General features: G+C 38.3%; 15 protein-coding genes, 1 other RNA gene and 1 pseudogene. 10 read left to right on the forward strand and 7 right to left on the reverse strand.

Going from position 1 to position 16,191, the window contains the following annotated elements; all coding sequences use genetic code 11:
• Nucleotides 1-37 precede the first annotated feature (37 nt).
• The 3 genes from I6F50_RS16215 to I6F50_RS16225 all read left to right on the forward strand — a co-directional run bounded on the left by I6F50_RS16215 (nt 38) and on the right by I6F50_RS16225 (nt 2,366).
• Nucleotides 38-595, forward strand: a complete 558-nt coding sequence (locus I6F50_RS16215) for a sigma-70 family RNA polymerase sigma factor (protein WP_032827217.1) — start codon at nt 38-40, stop codon at nt 593-595.
• Complete coding sequence (locus I6F50_RS16220; RefSeq protein WP_197176727.1) at nt 595-1,347, forward strand: DUF3379 family protein; 753 nt, start codon at nt 595-597, stop codon at nt 1,345-1,347. Before I6F50_RS16215 ends, I6F50_RS16220 begins: the two co-directional genes overlap by 1 nt.
• Before the next feature lie 161 nt (nt 1,348-1,508).
• The gene (locus I6F50_RS16225; protein ID WP_197176729.1) at nt 1,509-2,366 is read left to right on the forward strand and encodes a Tim44 domain-containing protein; all 858 of its coding nucleotides are present in this window, start codon (nt 1,509-1,511) and stop codon (nt 2,364-2,366) included.
• A 47-nt stretch (nt 2,367-2,413) separates the two neighbouring features.
• Here I6F50_RS16225 and ggt read toward each other — a convergent pair whose 3' ends face one another.
• Together ggt and I6F50_RS16235 are read right to left on the reverse strand one after the other, a co-directional pair.
• Nucleotides 2,414-4,087, reverse strand: a complete 1,674-nt coding sequence (gene ggt, locus I6F50_RS16230) for a gamma-glutamyltransferase (RefSeq protein WP_166419199.1) — start codon at nt 4,085-4,087, stop codon at nt 2,414-2,416.
• A 92-nt stretch (nt 4,088-4,179) separates the two neighbouring features.
• Nucleotides 4,180-4,721: pseudogene (locus tag I6F50_RS16235) on the reverse strand (GNAT family N-acetyltransferase).
• 51 nt (nt 4,722-4,772) lie between these two features.
• Between I6F50_RS16235 and I6F50_RS16240 the strand changes: the two are divergent.
• The gene (locus I6F50_RS16240) at nt 4,773-5,138 is read left to right on the forward strand and encodes a hypothetical protein (protein WP_008169794.1); all 366 of its coding nucleotides are present in this window, start codon (nt 4,773-4,775) and stop codon (nt 5,136-5,138) included.
• A 103-nt stretch (nt 5,139-5,241) separates the two neighbouring features.
• Here the strand turns inward: I6F50_RS16240 and fabB are convergent, their stop codons facing one another.
• Complete coding sequence (fabB, locus tag I6F50_RS16245; protein ID WP_166419201.1) at nt 5,242-6,453, reverse strand: beta-ketoacyl-ACP synthase I; 1,212 nt, start codon at nt 6,451-6,453, stop codon at nt 5,242-5,244.
• A gap of 179 nt (nt 6,454-6,632) precedes the next feature.
• Between fabB and mnmC the strand changes: the two genes are divergently transcribed.
• The 3 genes from mnmC (at nt 6,633) to I6F50_RS16260 (ending at nt 9,852) form a co-directional block, all read left to right on the forward strand.
• The gene (gene mnmC / locus I6F50_RS16250; RefSeq protein WP_166419202.1) at nt 6,633-8,642 is read left to right on the forward strand and encodes a bifunctional tRNA (5-methylaminomethyl-2-thiouridine)(34)-methyltransferase MnmD/FAD-dependent 5-carboxymethylaminomethyl-2-thiouridine(34) oxidoreductase MnmC; all 2,010 of its coding nucleotides are present in this window, start codon (nt 6,633-6,635) and stop codon (nt 8,640-8,642) included.
• A 67-nt stretch (nt 8,643-8,709) separates the two neighbouring features.
• Nucleotides 8,710-9,033: a hypothetical protein gene (locus I6F50_RS16255; RefSeq protein ID WP_197176732.1), complete on the forward strand. Its 324-nt coding sequence runs from the start codon at nt 8,710-8,712 to the stop codon at nt 9,031-9,033.
• A 183-nt stretch (nt 9,034-9,216) separates the two neighbouring features.
• Nucleotides 9,217-9,852, forward strand: a complete 636-nt coding sequence (locus tag I6F50_RS16260) for an NAD(P)-binding oxidoreductase (protein ID WP_166419204.1) — start codon at nt 9,217-9,219, stop codon at nt 9,850-9,852.
• 179 nt (nt 9,853-10,031) lie between these two features.
• On the opposite strand, the gene I6F50_RS16265 is transcribed toward I6F50_RS16260, so the two are convergent.
• Nucleotides 10,032-10,790 carry a sulfite exporter TauE/SafE family protein gene (locus I6F50_RS16265; protein ID WP_166419205.1) on the reverse strand — a complete coding sequence of 253 codons (759 nt, stop codon included), beginning with the start codon at nt 10,788-10,790 and terminating at the stop codon, nt 10,032-10,034.
• 185 nt (nt 10,791-10,975) lie between these two features.
• Here I6F50_RS16265 and I6F50_RS16270 point away from each other — a divergent pair, with 185 nt between their 5' ends.
• The 3 genes from I6F50_RS16270 to I6F50_RS16280 all read left to right on the forward strand — a co-directional run bounded on the left by I6F50_RS16270 (nt 10,976) and on the right by I6F50_RS16280 (nt 13,575).
• The gene (locus I6F50_RS16270; RefSeq protein ID WP_166419206.1) at nt 10,976-11,980 is read left to right on the forward strand and encodes a YHYH protein; all 1,005 of its coding nucleotides are present in this window, start codon (nt 10,976-10,978) and stop codon (nt 11,978-11,980) included.
• A gap of 35 nt (nt 11,981-12,015) precedes the next feature.
• Nucleotides 12,016-12,312: a hypothetical protein gene (locus I6F50_RS16275; protein ID WP_166419207.1), complete on the forward strand. Its 297-nt coding sequence runs from the start codon at nt 12,016-12,018 to the stop codon at nt 12,310-12,312.
• 156 nt (nt 12,313-12,468) lie between these two features.
• On the forward strand, nt 12,469-13,575 hold the full coding sequence (locus I6F50_RS16280; protein WP_331458731.1) for a hypothetical protein: 1,107 nt from the start codon (nt 12,469-12,471) through the stop codon (nt 13,573-13,575).
• Nucleotides 13,576-13,822: 247 nt separating this feature from the next.
• Here the strand turns inward: I6F50_RS16280 and I6F50_RS16285 are convergent, their stop codons facing one another.
• The 3 genes from I6F50_RS16285 to ssrA form a co-directional block, all read right to left on the reverse strand.
• Nucleotides 13,823-14,197, reverse strand: coding sequence for a hypothetical protein (locus I6F50_RS16285; protein ID WP_197176735.1), 375 nt, complete (start codon nt 14,195-14,197; stop codon nt 13,823-13,825).
• A 980-nt stretch (nt 14,198-15,177) separates the two neighbouring features.
• Nucleotides 15,178-15,453, reverse strand: coding sequence for an inovirus-type Gp2 protein (locus I6F50_RS20345; RefSeq protein ID WP_231611882.1), 276 nt, complete (start codon nt 15,451-15,453; stop codon nt 15,178-15,180).
• 267 nt (nt 15,454-15,720) lie between these two features.
• Nucleotides 15,721-16,077, reverse strand: a transfer-messenger RNA (tmRNA) gene (gene ssrA / locus I6F50_RS16295).
• Nucleotides 16,078-16,191 lie beyond the last annotated feature (114 nt).

Consider the following 16,191-nt stretch of genomic DNA (forward strand, 5'->3'; position numbering starts at 1 on the left):
TTGCAAAAAATAATAATTTTTAATTAAAAAAGTGCTTATGCTTGGAAAGAAAAAATCAAACAATCAGGTCTTAATCGATATGGCAGAGAAACAAAAGCGTTATGAAGCCTTGGTCCACGTTTACAATAAAGAGCTTTATCGCTTTGCTTATTGGTTATGCCGTGATCCGCACATAGCAGATGATTTAGTACAAGAAACGTTTTTACGCGCTTGGCGTTCACTCGACTCTTTACTTGATCAAAAAGCAGCTAAACCCTGGCTGCTAACTATATTACGAAGAGAAAACGCACGCAGATTTGAGCGTAAACAGTTTGATTACAGTGATGTAGAAAACGATACGCTTGTTGATGAAACCAGCCATTCATTAGATGATGAAATGGAGCAAACGGTTATTCAACGCCAGATTGCACTGCTATCTGATGAATACCGAGAACCATTATTACTGCAAGTTGTAATGGGCTGCTCTGGTGAAGAGATTGCAGGCATACTTAATTTAAATAAAAACACGGTAATGACTCGTTTATACCGTGCCCGAAATCAACTTAAAGAGGCTTTAAGCCGTGATGATGAACAACTTAAAGGGGCATCAAAATAATGGATGAACTTGAGTTTCGTCGCCGCACTATTGCGCAGCCAAACGACATTGACAAGGAGCTCATGGAGTTTGCTAACAGTAACCCAGAGCGACAAAGTTTTATTAACGATATGAAAGATTTTGATAAGTATATTCAAGATGCTTTAGACATACCTGTGCCAGAAAATCTTGCAGACCGTATTCTTTTAAACACATCATTAAAAGAAAAAGCACTACAAGAAGAGCAAGCAACGGGAAAAAACGTGGTTGATGCCCGATCGCGTTTTAAGTTTGATCGAGTACATTTAGCGCTTGCCGCATCATTTTTTGTAGCAATGGGTGCATTCTTTTTTAGTACAGAGCAAAATATTGCGCACGAAGCAGGTGAACATGCACTAGCCCATGTGTACTACGAAATTAATGCGCTTGATAAAAAAGAGCCTATTAGCCTACAAAGCGTTAACGACAAGCTTGCAGTTCTAGGAGGTCATCTTGATGAACTTCCAGGTGCCGTAACGTACGCTATGTTTTGTGATTTTGAAGGCGAAAAAGGTCTGCACTTAATATTTGAGTCTGACTTTGGCCCAATGACTGTATTTATAGTGCCTTCTGAAAATAAATCATTTGGTTTTGGCGATGATAATTTCAAAGACGAGCGCTTTGAAGGTCATATTAATCGTGGTCCACAAGCAGATACTATTTTAGTGGCAAGTGTTGGCGCACCTCTAAATACTTATAACGAACGCGTTACAGGCGCTATTCGTTGGTTATAATTTTTACGTAATTAAAAAACCGCTTAATATTTATTAAGCGGTTTTTTTGTGTCTATTAAATAGATTAAATTACACTCAAACCATCTGATTTTAAAAGTAATTATTTATATTTCCCCTTAAAGTAAATTATAATCGCGGCTCGATTAAAATTAAGGGTTTTCATGAGGAACATCATCGTTATTTTTTCACTATTAGCATTGTTATGTACTGCTAGTTTTGATGCACATGCACGTAAAAAGTTTGGCAGCAGCAAACGCGGAAAAACACCTGCAACACAACAAACCACACAAAATAAACAATCAGATGTGCCTGCATCAACAGCACCTAAAGCTAAATCAAATAAAAAAGGGATTATGGCTGGCGTTTTGGGTGGTCTTTTAGCTGGTGGCTTAATTGCAGCAATGTTAGGCGACGATTTTGAAGGTTTTCAGCTATTGGAAATGATTTTATTAGCTGGCGGACTATTTATTTTATTTAAGCTAGTAACCGGTTTTTTACGTGCGAATCGTGCACCGCAACTTGCAAATGCCAGTGCAGGTACAAGTACTCAACAAAATGCTTTTAAACAAACACCGATTGAGCAGCCAATGAGTACAGGCTTTGCAAGCAATGCACCGCAAGGTGAAAGTGTGCCATTTAATTTACCACCTAACTTTGACGTTAATGGCTTTTTGCAAGGTGCCCGTAGTCATTACCATACGCTACAAACTGCATGGAATAATGCCGATTACACCACAATGGCTGAATACTTGAGCTCTGAACTTGTTGCCGAATTTAAAGCTGAGCGTGAAGCAATACAAAGCGTAGACACTGAAGTAATGTTTATTGATGCCGAACTTGTGCGTGCAGATACAAATGCGCAATCGTGGCAGGTTAGTGTTCGCTTTAAAGGTAAATACCGTGATTTAAGCGATAAAAAAGAAGAGCCTATTTTAGAAATTTGGCACTTAGAACGCCTAATTTCAGATGATGCTCCATGGCTAATAGTGGGTGTTGAAGATTTAATTGATACGCAATAAGCGTTAACGTTTAAAACACCGCGCTTTTTAGCGCGGTGTTTTTTTATTTAAAAAACAATTGATTTACCGCGCCCTGATGCTTCAGAAGCAGCATCTAATTTACCCTCTTTATTAATAATAACGTGTAAGTCACCAAAGTGTCTCTCGTCTATGGTGTAACCCATTTTTGTAAGCTCTGCTTTTACGCTATCGGTTAAACCTTTATGGGATCTAATTATATTTTTAGGCCATAGTTGGTGATGAAAACGAGGACTATTTACAACCTGCTCTGCACTCATATCAAACTCTATCGCATTTAAGATAGATTCGTACACAGAGCTAATAATGGTTGTGCCACCAGGCGAACCTGTCACCATTTTAACGGTGTTGTCTTTAAGTAGTATTGTAGGCGTCATAGAACTCAACATACGCTTGTGTGGCTGTATTTCATTAGCTTTACCGCCTATTGCACCAAACACATTCATAACGCCTGGTTTGGCGCTAAAGTCGTCCATTTCATCATTTAAAATAAACCCTGCACCTTCAACAACTACACCGCTACCAAACCCTAAGTTTATTGTGGTGGTATTTGCGACAGCGTTACCCATTTTATCAACGATTGAAAAGTGCGTAGTTTGCTCACTTTCTTTAAGGCCCGGTTTAATATTTTCGGTAGTCGAGATAGCGGTTAACGAAATGCCATTACTGCGCTCTTTGAGGTAGTTAATATTAGTTAACGCGTTTACTGGTACATCAAAAAAATCAGGATCGCCTAAATACTCTGCTCTATCTGCAAATACACGTTTACCTATTTCAGAAAGTAAGTGCACATACTGAGTCGAGTTATGCGCTAAGCCTGCATTTGGTTTTTGTAACTCATACATTTTGAGCCACTGTAAAATAGCAATACCACCTGAACTCGGCGGTGGCGAAGTAAGTACTTCATAACCATTCCAACTTGCTTTAATGGGTGTACGTGATTTAGCGGTATAATTTTTTAAATCATCTTGATTAATAATACCACCATGCAGGTGCATAAATTTAGCAATAATATTTGCAGTCTCGCCTTTATAAAATCCATCTTGGCCGTTATCACGAATACGCTTTAGCGTTGCCGCTAGCTCGGGTTGCTTAAAGACTTTATTGGCTTTTACATCAGCAAAATATTTTTCGAAGTTTACATTTATTTTTTGCTCTTTTAGATGGGCTATATAATGGCTAACACCTTTTGCTAACTTAGGCGGAACTACAAACCCTTGCTCAGCCAACGTTACAGCAGGCTGTACTAGTGTTTCCCACTTTAAAGTGCCATGCTTTTGATGTGCAAGCCACATACCCGCTACACTGCCAGGTACACCGCTTGCGTGAATGCCGTATATTGATTTGTTTGCAATAACATTACCTTGCTCATCTAAATACATATCACGATGAGCCGCTGTTGGCGCTGTTTCGCGATAATCTATAAAATCGCCTTTGCCATCTTTTTGAATAAGCATAAATCCCCCGCCGCCAATATTTCCGGCTTCAGGAAGCGTCACTGCAAGTACAAATTGTGCCGTAATAGCTGCATCAACAGCATTACCGCCTTGCTCTAATATACTTTTAGCAGCATCGGCACTGAACGAGTCTGGCATTGCGACCGCGCTTTGCGCTAAAGGCTGCGCCAAAACACTAAAAGTAGTGAACTGTAAAACCAGTACACTTTTGACGATTAATTTACGTGGTGAAAAAAACAATCCCATACAACATCCTTAATTTATTATTTTTGTTGCCCATATTAATGCACGTCACTTAAGGACAGGTCAATCTTTATGCTGTTGATATTTAATCATCTTCAAACGTTTTTTGAATAAAGTACCGCGGGTAAGTCGCCTTGCTCATCTGTATGTATATAATTTTTTATAAATTGCAGGCCTAACTTTTTCATTATTGTTATAGAGGCCGTATTATCTTTTAGTGCAGTTGCGCTTATCGCCTTAACGTCATCTTGCTTAATGAGTTCATCACATAATGCTATAGCCGCCTCGGTTGCATAACCATGCCCCCAACTCGCTTGTTTAAAGCGCCAACCTATTTCAATATCGCTGTAATTTGGTGCATCACTAAAGAAATTCATAGGTCTTATTAATACCCAGCCAATAAATGTATTGGTTTGCTTTAGAGTGATACTCCACAGCCCCCAGCCTTTTAGCTCATTTCGATATGCGAGCATACGAGGCACTCCCTCATTTTTTATTTGTTCTAAAGAGGTAGGTACACCTCGCGTTAAATACTGCATTACGGCGGGGTCTTGGTCGAGTTCAAATAATTGAGGCCAATCGTGCTCATTCATTAATTTAAATTTAATCGTTTTGTTACGGGGGCGTTCATTTTCATTGTTGTATAGTCTGCCTCGAATTAATTATCAGTCTGTAAAGGAGATAGCACATGAATAAATTAGCAGGTTTAGCTTTATTAGGCACTTTAATTACATTAACTGGTTGTGAAGATGCCAACGAAGTAAAAGAAGATGCAAAAGATAAAAGCGCACAAATGCAAGAAAAGCTTGGTGATGCATGGAACGACGTTAAAGAGACAACTAACGATCTTAAAAATGATGAGTCTTTAAACGAGCTATTAGAGCAAAGTAAAACAATGGGCTTAGACATGTACGACGACGGCAAAGAGATTGCGGTTGATGCATGGATTAAAAGCAAAGAAGCTGCTGGCGAGTTAACTGAAAAAACTAAGCAGAAAGCGCAAGAAATTGCTGACGAAATTGAGCAAGCGCGTAAAGAACATAACGAAGGTTAATTTAACTTTCGATAATAAAAAAGGAAAGCCTCGGCTTTCCTTTTTTGTTTTAAGCAGTTTAGCCCTGACATGTGTTTACATATTTAGGGCTTATAAGCTCAAATTAACCTTTGTACTTACTCATAACTAAAGTCGCGTTTGTGCCACCAAAGCCAAAGCTATTAGACATTACAGTATTTAACTCAACATCACGACGTTCAGTAATAATATCTAAACCTGCCGCTTGCTCATCTAGCTCATCAATATTAATTGAAGGCGCTACAAAGCTGTGCTCTAGCATTAATAATGAAAAGATAGCTTCGTGAACACCTGCAGCACCGAGAGCATGACCCGTCATTGCTTTAGTTGCGCTGATCATTGGTGACTTACCACCAAACACTTCTTGAATCGCACCAAGCTCTTTAACGTCGCCTACAGGTGTAGATGTACCATGCGTGTTTAGGTAATCAATGCTGTCTACATCTTGCATAGCTTGGCGCATACAACGTGCTGCACCTTCGCCAGATGGAGCAACCATGTCGTAGCCATCTGATGTTGCACCGTAGCCAACAATTTCAGCGTAAATGTGCGCGCCACGTGCAAGTGCATGTTCAAGTTCTTCAACTACAACAATACCGCCGCCGCCAGAGATAACAAAACCATCGCGGTTTGCATCGTATGTACGAGACGCTTTTTCTGGTGTTTCGTTGTACTTAGTAGAAAGTGCGCCCATAGCGTCAAATTCCATTGCCAATGTCCAGTGTAGTTCTTCACCGCCACCAGCAAAAACAACATCTTGCTTACCTAATTGAATTTGTTCTACTGCATTACCAATACAATGCGCAGATGTTGCACATGCAGAGCTAATCGAGTAGTTAACACCTTTAATTTTAAAGGGTGTTGCTAAACAAGCAGATGTAGTGCTCGCCATAGTACGTGGAACCATATAAGGCCCTACGCGTTTTACGCCTTTTTCACGTAAAATATCAGCTGCTTCTACTTGCCACTTAGACGAACCACCGCCAGAGCCAACAATAATACCCGTGCGCTCATTTGATACTTGGTCGTCAGTCAAACCTGAGTCTTCAATTGCTTGAGTCATAGAAATATAAGAGTAAGCAGCAGCATCACCCATAAAGCGCATTGCTTTACGGTCAACATGTGCTTTAACGTCAATATCAATTTTACCCGATACGTTACTACGTAACTTATAATCGGCAAATTCTTGGTTAAAAGCGATACCGCTTTTGCCCGTTTTTAACGATTCTAATACTTCTTCTTTGTTGTTACCGATACTTGATACAACACCGATACCTGTAATTACAGCTCTTCTCATGGGTAATTCCCTTAGCTTAATACTTAATTGCATTCTATTTTACGCGAATTTAATCACCTAAGTGGTCAGCTTTCTAGCGTACACTTGTACTCTGAACTGCTAGCATATAAATAACGCCAGACTATTTCAAAGAAAACCCGTAAAATAATTAAAAAATATATCCATAAATTTAAAAAATCATGATTAAAAACGCACATAGTCACTTTAATAATTTAGGTAAACCTTTGACTAATGACTCCGGTGATATTTATTTTTCTAATGTCGATGGCTTAGCTCAATCGCATTATGTGTTCTATGAGCAAAATAATATAGATGCACGATTACAAAATCATGACCAAGCACATTTTGTTATTGCCGAGACCGGCTTTGGCACAGGTTTAAACTTTTTAAATACATGGCAACGCTTTACTGACCACCTTAAGCGGATGCAAGTTCAAAATGAATGTGAAAAAAGTGTAAAACGCTTACACTTTATTTCGTTTGAAAAACACCCTTTAACCGTGAACGACTTAAAACAAGCATTAACCGCTTGGCCTACTTTAAGTCATTTAAGCGAGCAATTAGCAGCAAACTACCCTATTAACTTAGAGGGGTGCCACCGGCTCGAATTTAATAATGGCACTGTTGTTCTCGATTTATATTTTGGGGATGCTTTAGAATCCATACAGGCAATGAGCTACCCGCAAACAGGAATTGTTGATGCCTGGTATTTAAATGGGCTTGAGCCAAGTAAAAATCCTGATATGTGGCAGCAAAGTTTATTTAACTCCATGGCTGATATAACAAGAGCTAATGCAACCTTATCGACTTTTACTGCCGCTGACTTTGTTCAACGAGGATTAATAGAAGCTGGCTTTAGTGCTGAAAAAGCCAAAAATTTTAATCAAAAAGAAAATATGCTTATTGGCCAACTTAAACAGACTAATAACGCTCAATCAACCCCCGCTTATTTCAATCAAGATAGCAGCGCATTAAAAAACGTAGCTGTAATAGGTGGCGGTATTGCCAGTAGCTGTATTTTATATAGCTTGGCAAAACGTGGCATAACAAGCCAATTATTCTGCCAAGATGAAAAGCCCGCTATGGGTGCATCGCATAATGTGCAAGGCGCTATTTACCCTCACCTACAAGCTAAAAACTCGCCGCACAGCGAATTGTTTGCACATAGTTTTTTATACGCCAAACGCCTATATAACAATTTACTTAGCAGCGGTTTTAATTTTGATTACGATTGGTGCGGCGTATTACAACACGCAGTAAAAAAACCTCTCGCTGATAAGCACGAAAACTTAGCACAAAAGCAACTGTGGCCAACCCAGCTAATGCGTAACGTAACCGCAGAGCAAGGCGATGAAATAGCCGGCGTAACGACAGGTTATTCAGGCGTGTTTTTTGAACAAGGCGGCTGGGTTAACCCGCCACAATTAGTAAACGCTATGCTAAGCGCTGCAAATAGCATAAGCCCATTTAAAAGCCTATTTAACTGCAATATAAAGCAGCTTAAAAAAACTGATAGCGGTTGGTTTTTATTAACGAATAATGAGCTGTTAGGCCCTTTTAGCGATGTAATTATTTGTGCAGGCGAGCACAGCGATGCATTTGAGCAAACAAAAGCGCTGCCAATAGTAGGCGTTCGCGGTCAGGTTTCACATATTGAGGCAAGTGAGCAATCACGCAAACTTAAAACAGTGCTATGCCATAAAGGGTATTTTACACCGGCTTATTTAGATCATCACTGTATGGGTGCCACATTTGAAAAAAACACTAAAAGCCGCCAGGTTACAGCGCTCGACAACCAATTAAACCAAGAGCAACTACTTAGCTTTTATCAGCAAAGTGAATTTGCCTCCACTCTTGGCAATATAACCTCGGCAAAAGCGGCTGTTCGCTGCACATTTATAGATCACCTACCAATGGCAGGGCAATGGTGCGAGCAAAGTGATTACACTATGGCTTTTGCTAATCTACGTTTAGGTAAACGCTATCGGTACGAGCAACTTAATAAACCACAACAAGGCCTGCATATCTTTACCGGTTTTGGTGCTCGCGCGTTGTGTAGCGCACCGCTAAGTGCAGACCACCTCGTAAGTTGTTTAAATAACGAACCCCGCCCATTAAGCGAACGTGTAAGCCAAGCGATTCATCCTGCACGATTTATAGTGCGAGACTTAATTCGTAATAAAATTTAAATGACATTGGTGCTTATTCAGGTAAAATAAGTACCAATAAAAGGAATTTATTACTCAAAGGACTCTAATGAAAACTTTAGCATGTTTAATCATATTGCTATGCACTCTATCGTTTAACGTACTCAGCCAAAACGTCACTGAAATCCCACTTCCTGAAGAGTTTGTTACAACGATGGACGTAGCAAGCGAATACCCAATGGTACGTACTGGTTATTTAACCGATTCAATTTCTGATATCACTCGCTTTTATCAGCAAAAATTAGGTGAACCTTTAAAAAGAAATGGCAATAGTACATATCGCACTTTGTTTTATAATTACCAAGAACGTAAAGTCCGTATTAGTCTATACCGCCGTAGTTATGTGACCGAAGTGAGTATAATGGTTGAATAAAAAGGTTTAAAAAAATACACCAAAAGCAGCTGATTTTAATACTCAGTTAAGCATCGCACTTTAATTAAAGTATTTTTTGAAATTAGCTCATTTAAACTCTTTTTTACCCTTTAAAAATAATCCCCTACCCCAAGGTCTGTTTGTAAGCACATTACTTTTACTATTTATTGGAAGGAGTTAATTATGAGTAAGACCCTAATTATTGGCGCAAGCGGACAAATAGGTAAAATGACAACTGAGCTACTTTTAGAAAATGAGCAAAATGTTGTGGCATTAGTGCGCGACAAAAATAAGTTAAGCGATTTAAACAGCTCTTTTTTAACTATTGTTGAGCAAGATCTTGAAGGCGATTTTGGCGATGCAATGAAAGGCTGTGACCAAGTAATTTTTGCTGCTGGTTCTGGTGGAAGTACAGGCGATGATAAAACTGTACTCATTGATTTATGGGCTGCAACAAAAGCAGCTACATTTGCAAAAGAGCACGGCGTTAATCACTTTATTATGGTCAGTTCAATTGGTGCAGACGATCCAGATTCGATTCAAGGTGATTTAAAACCTTACTTAGTAGCAAAACACATGGCCGACGAGCACTTAATAAATAGTGGCTTAAATTACACTATTGTTCGCCCAGGTACATTGACTGACGAAAGCGCATCAATGCAAGTAACAACGCAGCGACCAAGTGACCGCTCAAAAGCTAAAATTAGCCGCGAAAACGTAGCCAATGCTTTATTACATATTGCGACTAACTCATTTATTAGCAATCGAATTTTTGAGTTATTTGATGGCGACAAGCCAATTAAAGCCGCTGTTAAATAAGCTTTAATACCAATTTAATTAAACATATGAACAATTATTACAAAGAATATGTAATTCATCGATAAGGCAAAAAATTACAGTATAGTCGCTCTATATCAGTAACTTTTTGGCGCAATGAATTATTTAATCCGCTTAAATAATTTATGTTTAATAAAATTAAATTTACTCCACTAAGCAAATTAGTGGAGTAATATTTTTATACCTTGCCAACCAAGTTGTAGCGTTAATAACGTTAAAACTATCCTAAAAATATGCTTAAATTTATCCCCAGACATCCTTTTAAGTAATTTAATTCCGAACCAAGTTCCTACTGCGCCACTTATTACCATGGCAATTACAAGCGGTATCCATTGCCAAAAACTAAAGCCAACAGCGCCATAAATTATCGCTTTTAATAAATGCTGCACACTCATAATGCTCGAAAACGTTGCCGTAAATTTTAACTTTTCATAGTTATTTATATATAAACAGCTACCAACTAATGGGCCACTTGCCCCCACAAACATAGAAATAAAAGTAGTAATGCAACCCGCGACCATACGCCACACCTTAGAGGTTAATTTTATAGGTGGCGTTTTACCCCACAGTAAATAAATAACAAAAATAGCGACCACGAACTTCATTGCATCAAGCGATATATCATTAATTACAAAACTAGATAACCCCGCCCCTACTAAGCCGCCTAACGCAAAATATACAAACATGCTTTTATCAATATGCTTAAAGCTGAGTAAAAACCTATTTGCATTAGAGCCAAGCTGTACTAAACCATGCACAGGCACAACAACTGCCATTGGCATAAACGACGCCATAACAACAAGCAGCATTAATCCGCCACCAGCACCAAATGCAGCAGATATAAAAGAAGTAAAGCCAGCGGTGATCATTAACAATAAAAACAAAAATAAAGACATGCTGTCAGGAAATAAAAAATCCATAAAACTCCACTGCCTATTTAAGTACTTTCAAGTCGCAGTATTTAATAGTAAAAAAGGTACTAAACACATTTATAGCAACTTTATCAGCCTCTATCTCGTGCTATGTACTATGTTGCGTTGTTTTTGCACTTTGTTTGCACATTTAACAAATATTATACATTCAACTTCATTACCGGATATTTTTGATGAGAAGAATTAACACACCAATTTTGACACCGCTTGCAGTGTGTATACTTGCACTGGGTTTAGCTGCCTGTAACGGTAGCGATGCTGAAAGTACCGTCGTAACTGAAACAACCACCGATGAGGGAACTACAACAGATACTTCAACCGATTTTGTTGTAGAAGTCGACCCTTTTAACTTTGAAAGCGATGCGCTCATTTCATCAATTACCACTCAAACATGTACGCTAAGTAATGGCGATGAAGCCTCATGCTACAAAATTGATATTGCCGGTGCGCCTTCAAATTACGAGATTGGTGTATTTTGCCCTCAAAATATCACCTCAACAGCTGACGAAGCCGGTATTTGGTTTGACGGCACCGGTGAGGTTTACGATATAACCGGAGACTTTATTTTAAATCTACCTACATTATATAACGATAGTCATTGGCAGCTATACGACGAAGGTACAGGCCTTGTAAATGTAACCGACACACAAGAATCGTGTGATGGCGCTGCACGTCCAAACGTAGAAGAACAATACCAAAACCACTGCGTAGAATGCTCTATTGATTATGTTGATGGCGGTATATCAGAATCATTTTTAATTCCAATAACGCCTGTTGCAACCACTCAAAATAGCAGTATTGGTAACGCCAATGTAGGTGTTGCTCTCAATGGTGTTGTACTTGCTGCACCCGCGCCTGTTGAGGCTATTTTAGGCGCATACACTATTGCAGCCTTTGATGATTGCGCTGGCCATATTAACTTAGTAGCAGGTTATCACTACCACGGTGAAGCAGGTTGTAGCCAAACACAAATTCAATCAGACGGTCATGCCGCCATGATGGGTTATGCACTCGATGGATTTGGTATATTTGGCATGCTTAACGAAGATGGATTAGAACCCACTGATTTAGACGAATGTAGAGGCCACACCGACGATACACGCGGATACCACTACCATGCAGCCGATGTATCTGAAAACATGTTTATTGGTTGTTTTAAAGGTGCTACCGCAAGATAACTCGCATTCTGGCCAAACAATTAACTGAGATACTAATGAAAATATTTAACGTGATAAAAGCACTAACCACTGGCTTTTTAATTGCTGCCTCATGCTCAGCGCTAAGTCATGCAGGCCACGGCTCAAATGCGCCTTGGGAAGCATGTGAAGCAAAAGCCATTAATGAAGATTGCAGCTACACAAGCCATGATAGAAAAGCGACAGGCACATGCCAAGCAATGAACAAAGTACTTATGTGCGTTCGAAATAAACCACTTGAAACATTAATAGACAAAGCAACCCAACCAGCAAGTGATCAAAAGCAATCTGTAAAATCACTCGCTAAACGATAAAGTAACAGCTACACGCCAAAGCCTTAACGCTGTTTGTTAAGGCTTTTTTAATCGCAAATCATTAGAAAGCATACCCTTTATCTGTTAAGTTAGCTTTGTGTATCAAATAATAAAAATAAAATTCCAAAAATGGAATTACACAAGCAAGGTACTAACGTGAGCGCTACATTTAAAATTGTTTTTAATGGTCAGTTATATCAAAATACTGACCTTACCTCTGCCCAAGAACAACTCAGCCAACTTCTTAATATTCCTCATAATATTGTTGTTCAGTTATTTGATGGAAAAGCTTACGCTTTAAAAAAAGACTTATCGAGTATTGATGCTGTTAAAACAGAATCCTCACTTAAAAAGCTAGGTTTGATTACTAAAGTAGAACCTCAACTCATTACTGTAATCTCTCAATCTCAAAATAATCAAATAGCACTCACTGAGCACAGTAAAAATACAGATAAACACATTAGTGAAAGTACTAACGACAAAAGTATCTCAATACAAAATGAACGCCTAGATACAGACGAAGCCCCAAATACAGCTGCAGCTATTAAGCAAAGTTATAATAAATATAAACTACTGCGTAACACTTTAAAAAGCGCATTGTACTTTTGCTATTGCGCACTTTGTATTATTACCTTAGTAGGCGTAGTGATCAGTGTTAATGCACTTAAAAACAACTTTGGCACTCTAAATAACACAACTACAAATAACACAACTACAAACAACTTAAGTTACCAAAACTATAAACAATATTTGATTGATCAAAATAGCCTAAATCAACCAACACAAAAAGTAACAAACGAGCGAACAGCTAACCCTACACAGCAAAAAAGTAATGAATACTTTAGTCGCTTTTCATCGCTAATAAATAGCTACGCGCAAAGTACAGGACAAGCTGATATAAAAACGATGGGGGGTGACAAATTACAACAGCACCTACAAGAAATAGACGACCTAGGCCCTAAAAATGAATTTTGGCAGCAACTGATACAACTTTCAAAAAGCTTAGATAACGATAAGCACGCAATAGGGATGCTAAACAATACTGATCCCGCCAAAGTACAATGGATAAACGCGGTAGATTGGATCAGCCAAAGCTATATTAGGCAACATCAAAACTCGCAAACTACAAACAACTCTCCTGTCACCACCGATGAGCCAAGTAACCCCATACTTAACCTAACGTTGTTAATAAGTATGCTGTCGTTATTTAGCCTGTTTGTGATTGCAATAAAAATGAAGCTACGCGCTATAAGACATTCTTAAACTTTATTTTATAAATTCCATAAAAAAACCCGCAAATTTGGATTAACAAATTTGCGGGTTTCTTATGGTTTTCGAATAACGAGTTCAAAAACCTTTATTGGTGGGCTGGGGTCATCTGAATTGAGAACGTAAGACTATGTTTATATTTAATTAATTAAAGTTATAATGCCATAGGTGTTACTTAATGTGTTACATAAAGATTTTGCTACTATATAAATGTACTTCCACAAAATCATTTATTCTAATCTTAGTTTAACTCAGTTTTAAAATTCAAAACCTTGTTTGAAGTGGACTCCATAGTACATTGAGCATGGTAACTTTTATTATTCACCTTATAGGATATAGCTCCAAAAGTAGGTGTCAGTCGAACAACCTCATACTCGTCTAGCTTAATGCTGTGGTGCTTCTCAATATGTTTGACGCAAAACAACTTTGTTCCATTAGATTTAAAGTTTGCCTGAAGCTTGTCATTGGACTCACTCACTCTTTGCTGTTCGACTAACGAATCTAAATATATTTCTTCTGCTGTTCGCTCATCAGTGGCGTTAATATAATATTTATTTAAGAGTAATAAGCAGACACCAGCCGCTATCATTGTAAGAAATGTCCCTATGTATTTCATAGCTTCCCTATATTTATTCTATCGTGTGTAAGTATAAGCCCAAAAAATGATTAATGAGGGCTTAAATTGAAAGTAATTTGCTTATTTGTATCTCGGCCAGTATCCAATACCTTTTTTCAAGCTCCTGTAACACAGCCTTATCATATTCAAATTTTACCCAATGTTTATTTTTTGGTTTTGGGAAATATTGAGCCGATTCGGTTAGATTGTTAACATTAACTAAATTCCCCCAAATAGAGCTTCTAAGCTTCCTAATCCGTCTGGCTAGCCTATCTTGCTTTCTTTCACTTTGGCTAGCGTAGTTCAAATTTAAACAATTTCGACACGCAAAGCCATTTTTAAAAATGTATAGATGTTGTTTTTTGTTTTGGCAGAATGGGCAGGTTATGTAAAGTTTAGTGCTTACGCTCTTACTACAGGTCAATAAAGCTATTTCAAGATTATCATTTTCTCTTTCAAATGTGGCATATCTAATACCTTCGATATACTGCTTTAATTCAAAATGTTTAAAGCTTGTAGTAATGCCTTCGCCATCAAGTTGATATGTGCCTAGATCAGGGTTAATAAATTTTTAAAAGCTTTTGCGGGTAATTTATAAAGCTCACTGGTATACCTTAAATGCCTTAAATGCCTTAAATGAAAACCTTTAGCCATAATAATCTCAATAGTTACGCTTTGTTTAATTATACTTCGTTTTTTATTGTACGAAAAACAGGTGAAAAAATTTAATTATCGTAAAGTAGCTTGTCACTTATTGTCTTTTACAGAGTACTATGAATTTTATTCGTTTTTGATCTTTATTCGACTAGTGCCATAATCTTTAGTCTGCGGTGGGCGGCAACCTTTCCCCCTTGCTTTAGCTAAGTATAAAATACGCCACACAGCTTGTTGAATAGAGTTATCGCACTCACGCTTTAAATTATAATAACAACACTTAGGGGTGTGTTCAGAGCCTTGTAAATTGGTTTCCCATACGTCTTTCACTTTAATAAATATATCGTGAGGATATGGCGTAATTTGTGGCCATCTAACATGAGCGCATAATGATAATGTTGCTGTGTTGCGGTTTCCATTTCACGACACCAAATAAAGCCAATACGTTTAAGGTCATATTTGCGTTTTAACCATTTGAACAAAATACGATTAAATTTGCTCACAATCTCATTTTTATCGGTGTATTTATATAATCGGAGATCAAAACGAATTAAATGTACTTTGCTATGGTGGCTTAGCATAGCGTTTACTTGTTCAATCATTTGTTCTCCCATGAGTGAATGGGGTCAAATCTGGACTTCACACATCAAGGTCATCAACACCTGCTTATAGCACCAAACAGACGATCAAGTTATTTTATATCTTACAAAGATAGCTAATTTTAAGCTGTCATTTAAACCATATTGAAACGCCTGAGCTATATAGTAAAACATTAACTCAAATCTCATCCATAAAAAAACCCGCAAATTTGGATTAACAAATTTGCGGGTTTCTTATGGTTTTCGAATAACGATTTCAAAAACCTTTATTGGTGGAGCTGGGGGGATTTGAACCCCCGTCCGAAAAGCCTCGACCGTCGGTACTACATGTTTAGTATTGTCATTTAATTAACCTTTAAGTCCCGGACAAACACGGTAAATAAAGGCGAGGCCGCTTAGTTTTAGCGCTTCAACCCCGGCCAGGGTTTCCGTCGCGATCAGGTGTTAGGGTGACACTCCAAAATCCAGTCCACAAGAATACATGGAAGGAGCGCTAGCCAGCCTAAGCTGCTAGAGAGTAGTTATCGTCGTTTGCGATTACTTTAGGTTGCGGCTGTTTAACGAGGCAAACCGCACCTCGACATGCACCTTGGGCTTCTTGAATTCCGTCGAATCCTAATCAGCCCCTGAATTAGTAACTCAATTCAGAGCGTACAAACAGTATAACTGAGTAAAGTACTGATACTCAAGGCCTAGTAACGCTTTATTTTAATTGTATGTGCCAATCGCGTGTTAAGTAAC

This window comes from Pseudoalteromonas sp. NZS127_1 (assembly GCF_015864295.1).
Lineage (GTDB): Bacteria > Pseudomonadota > Gammaproteobacteria > Enterobacterales > Alteromonadaceae > Pseudoalteromonas > Pseudoalteromonas arctica.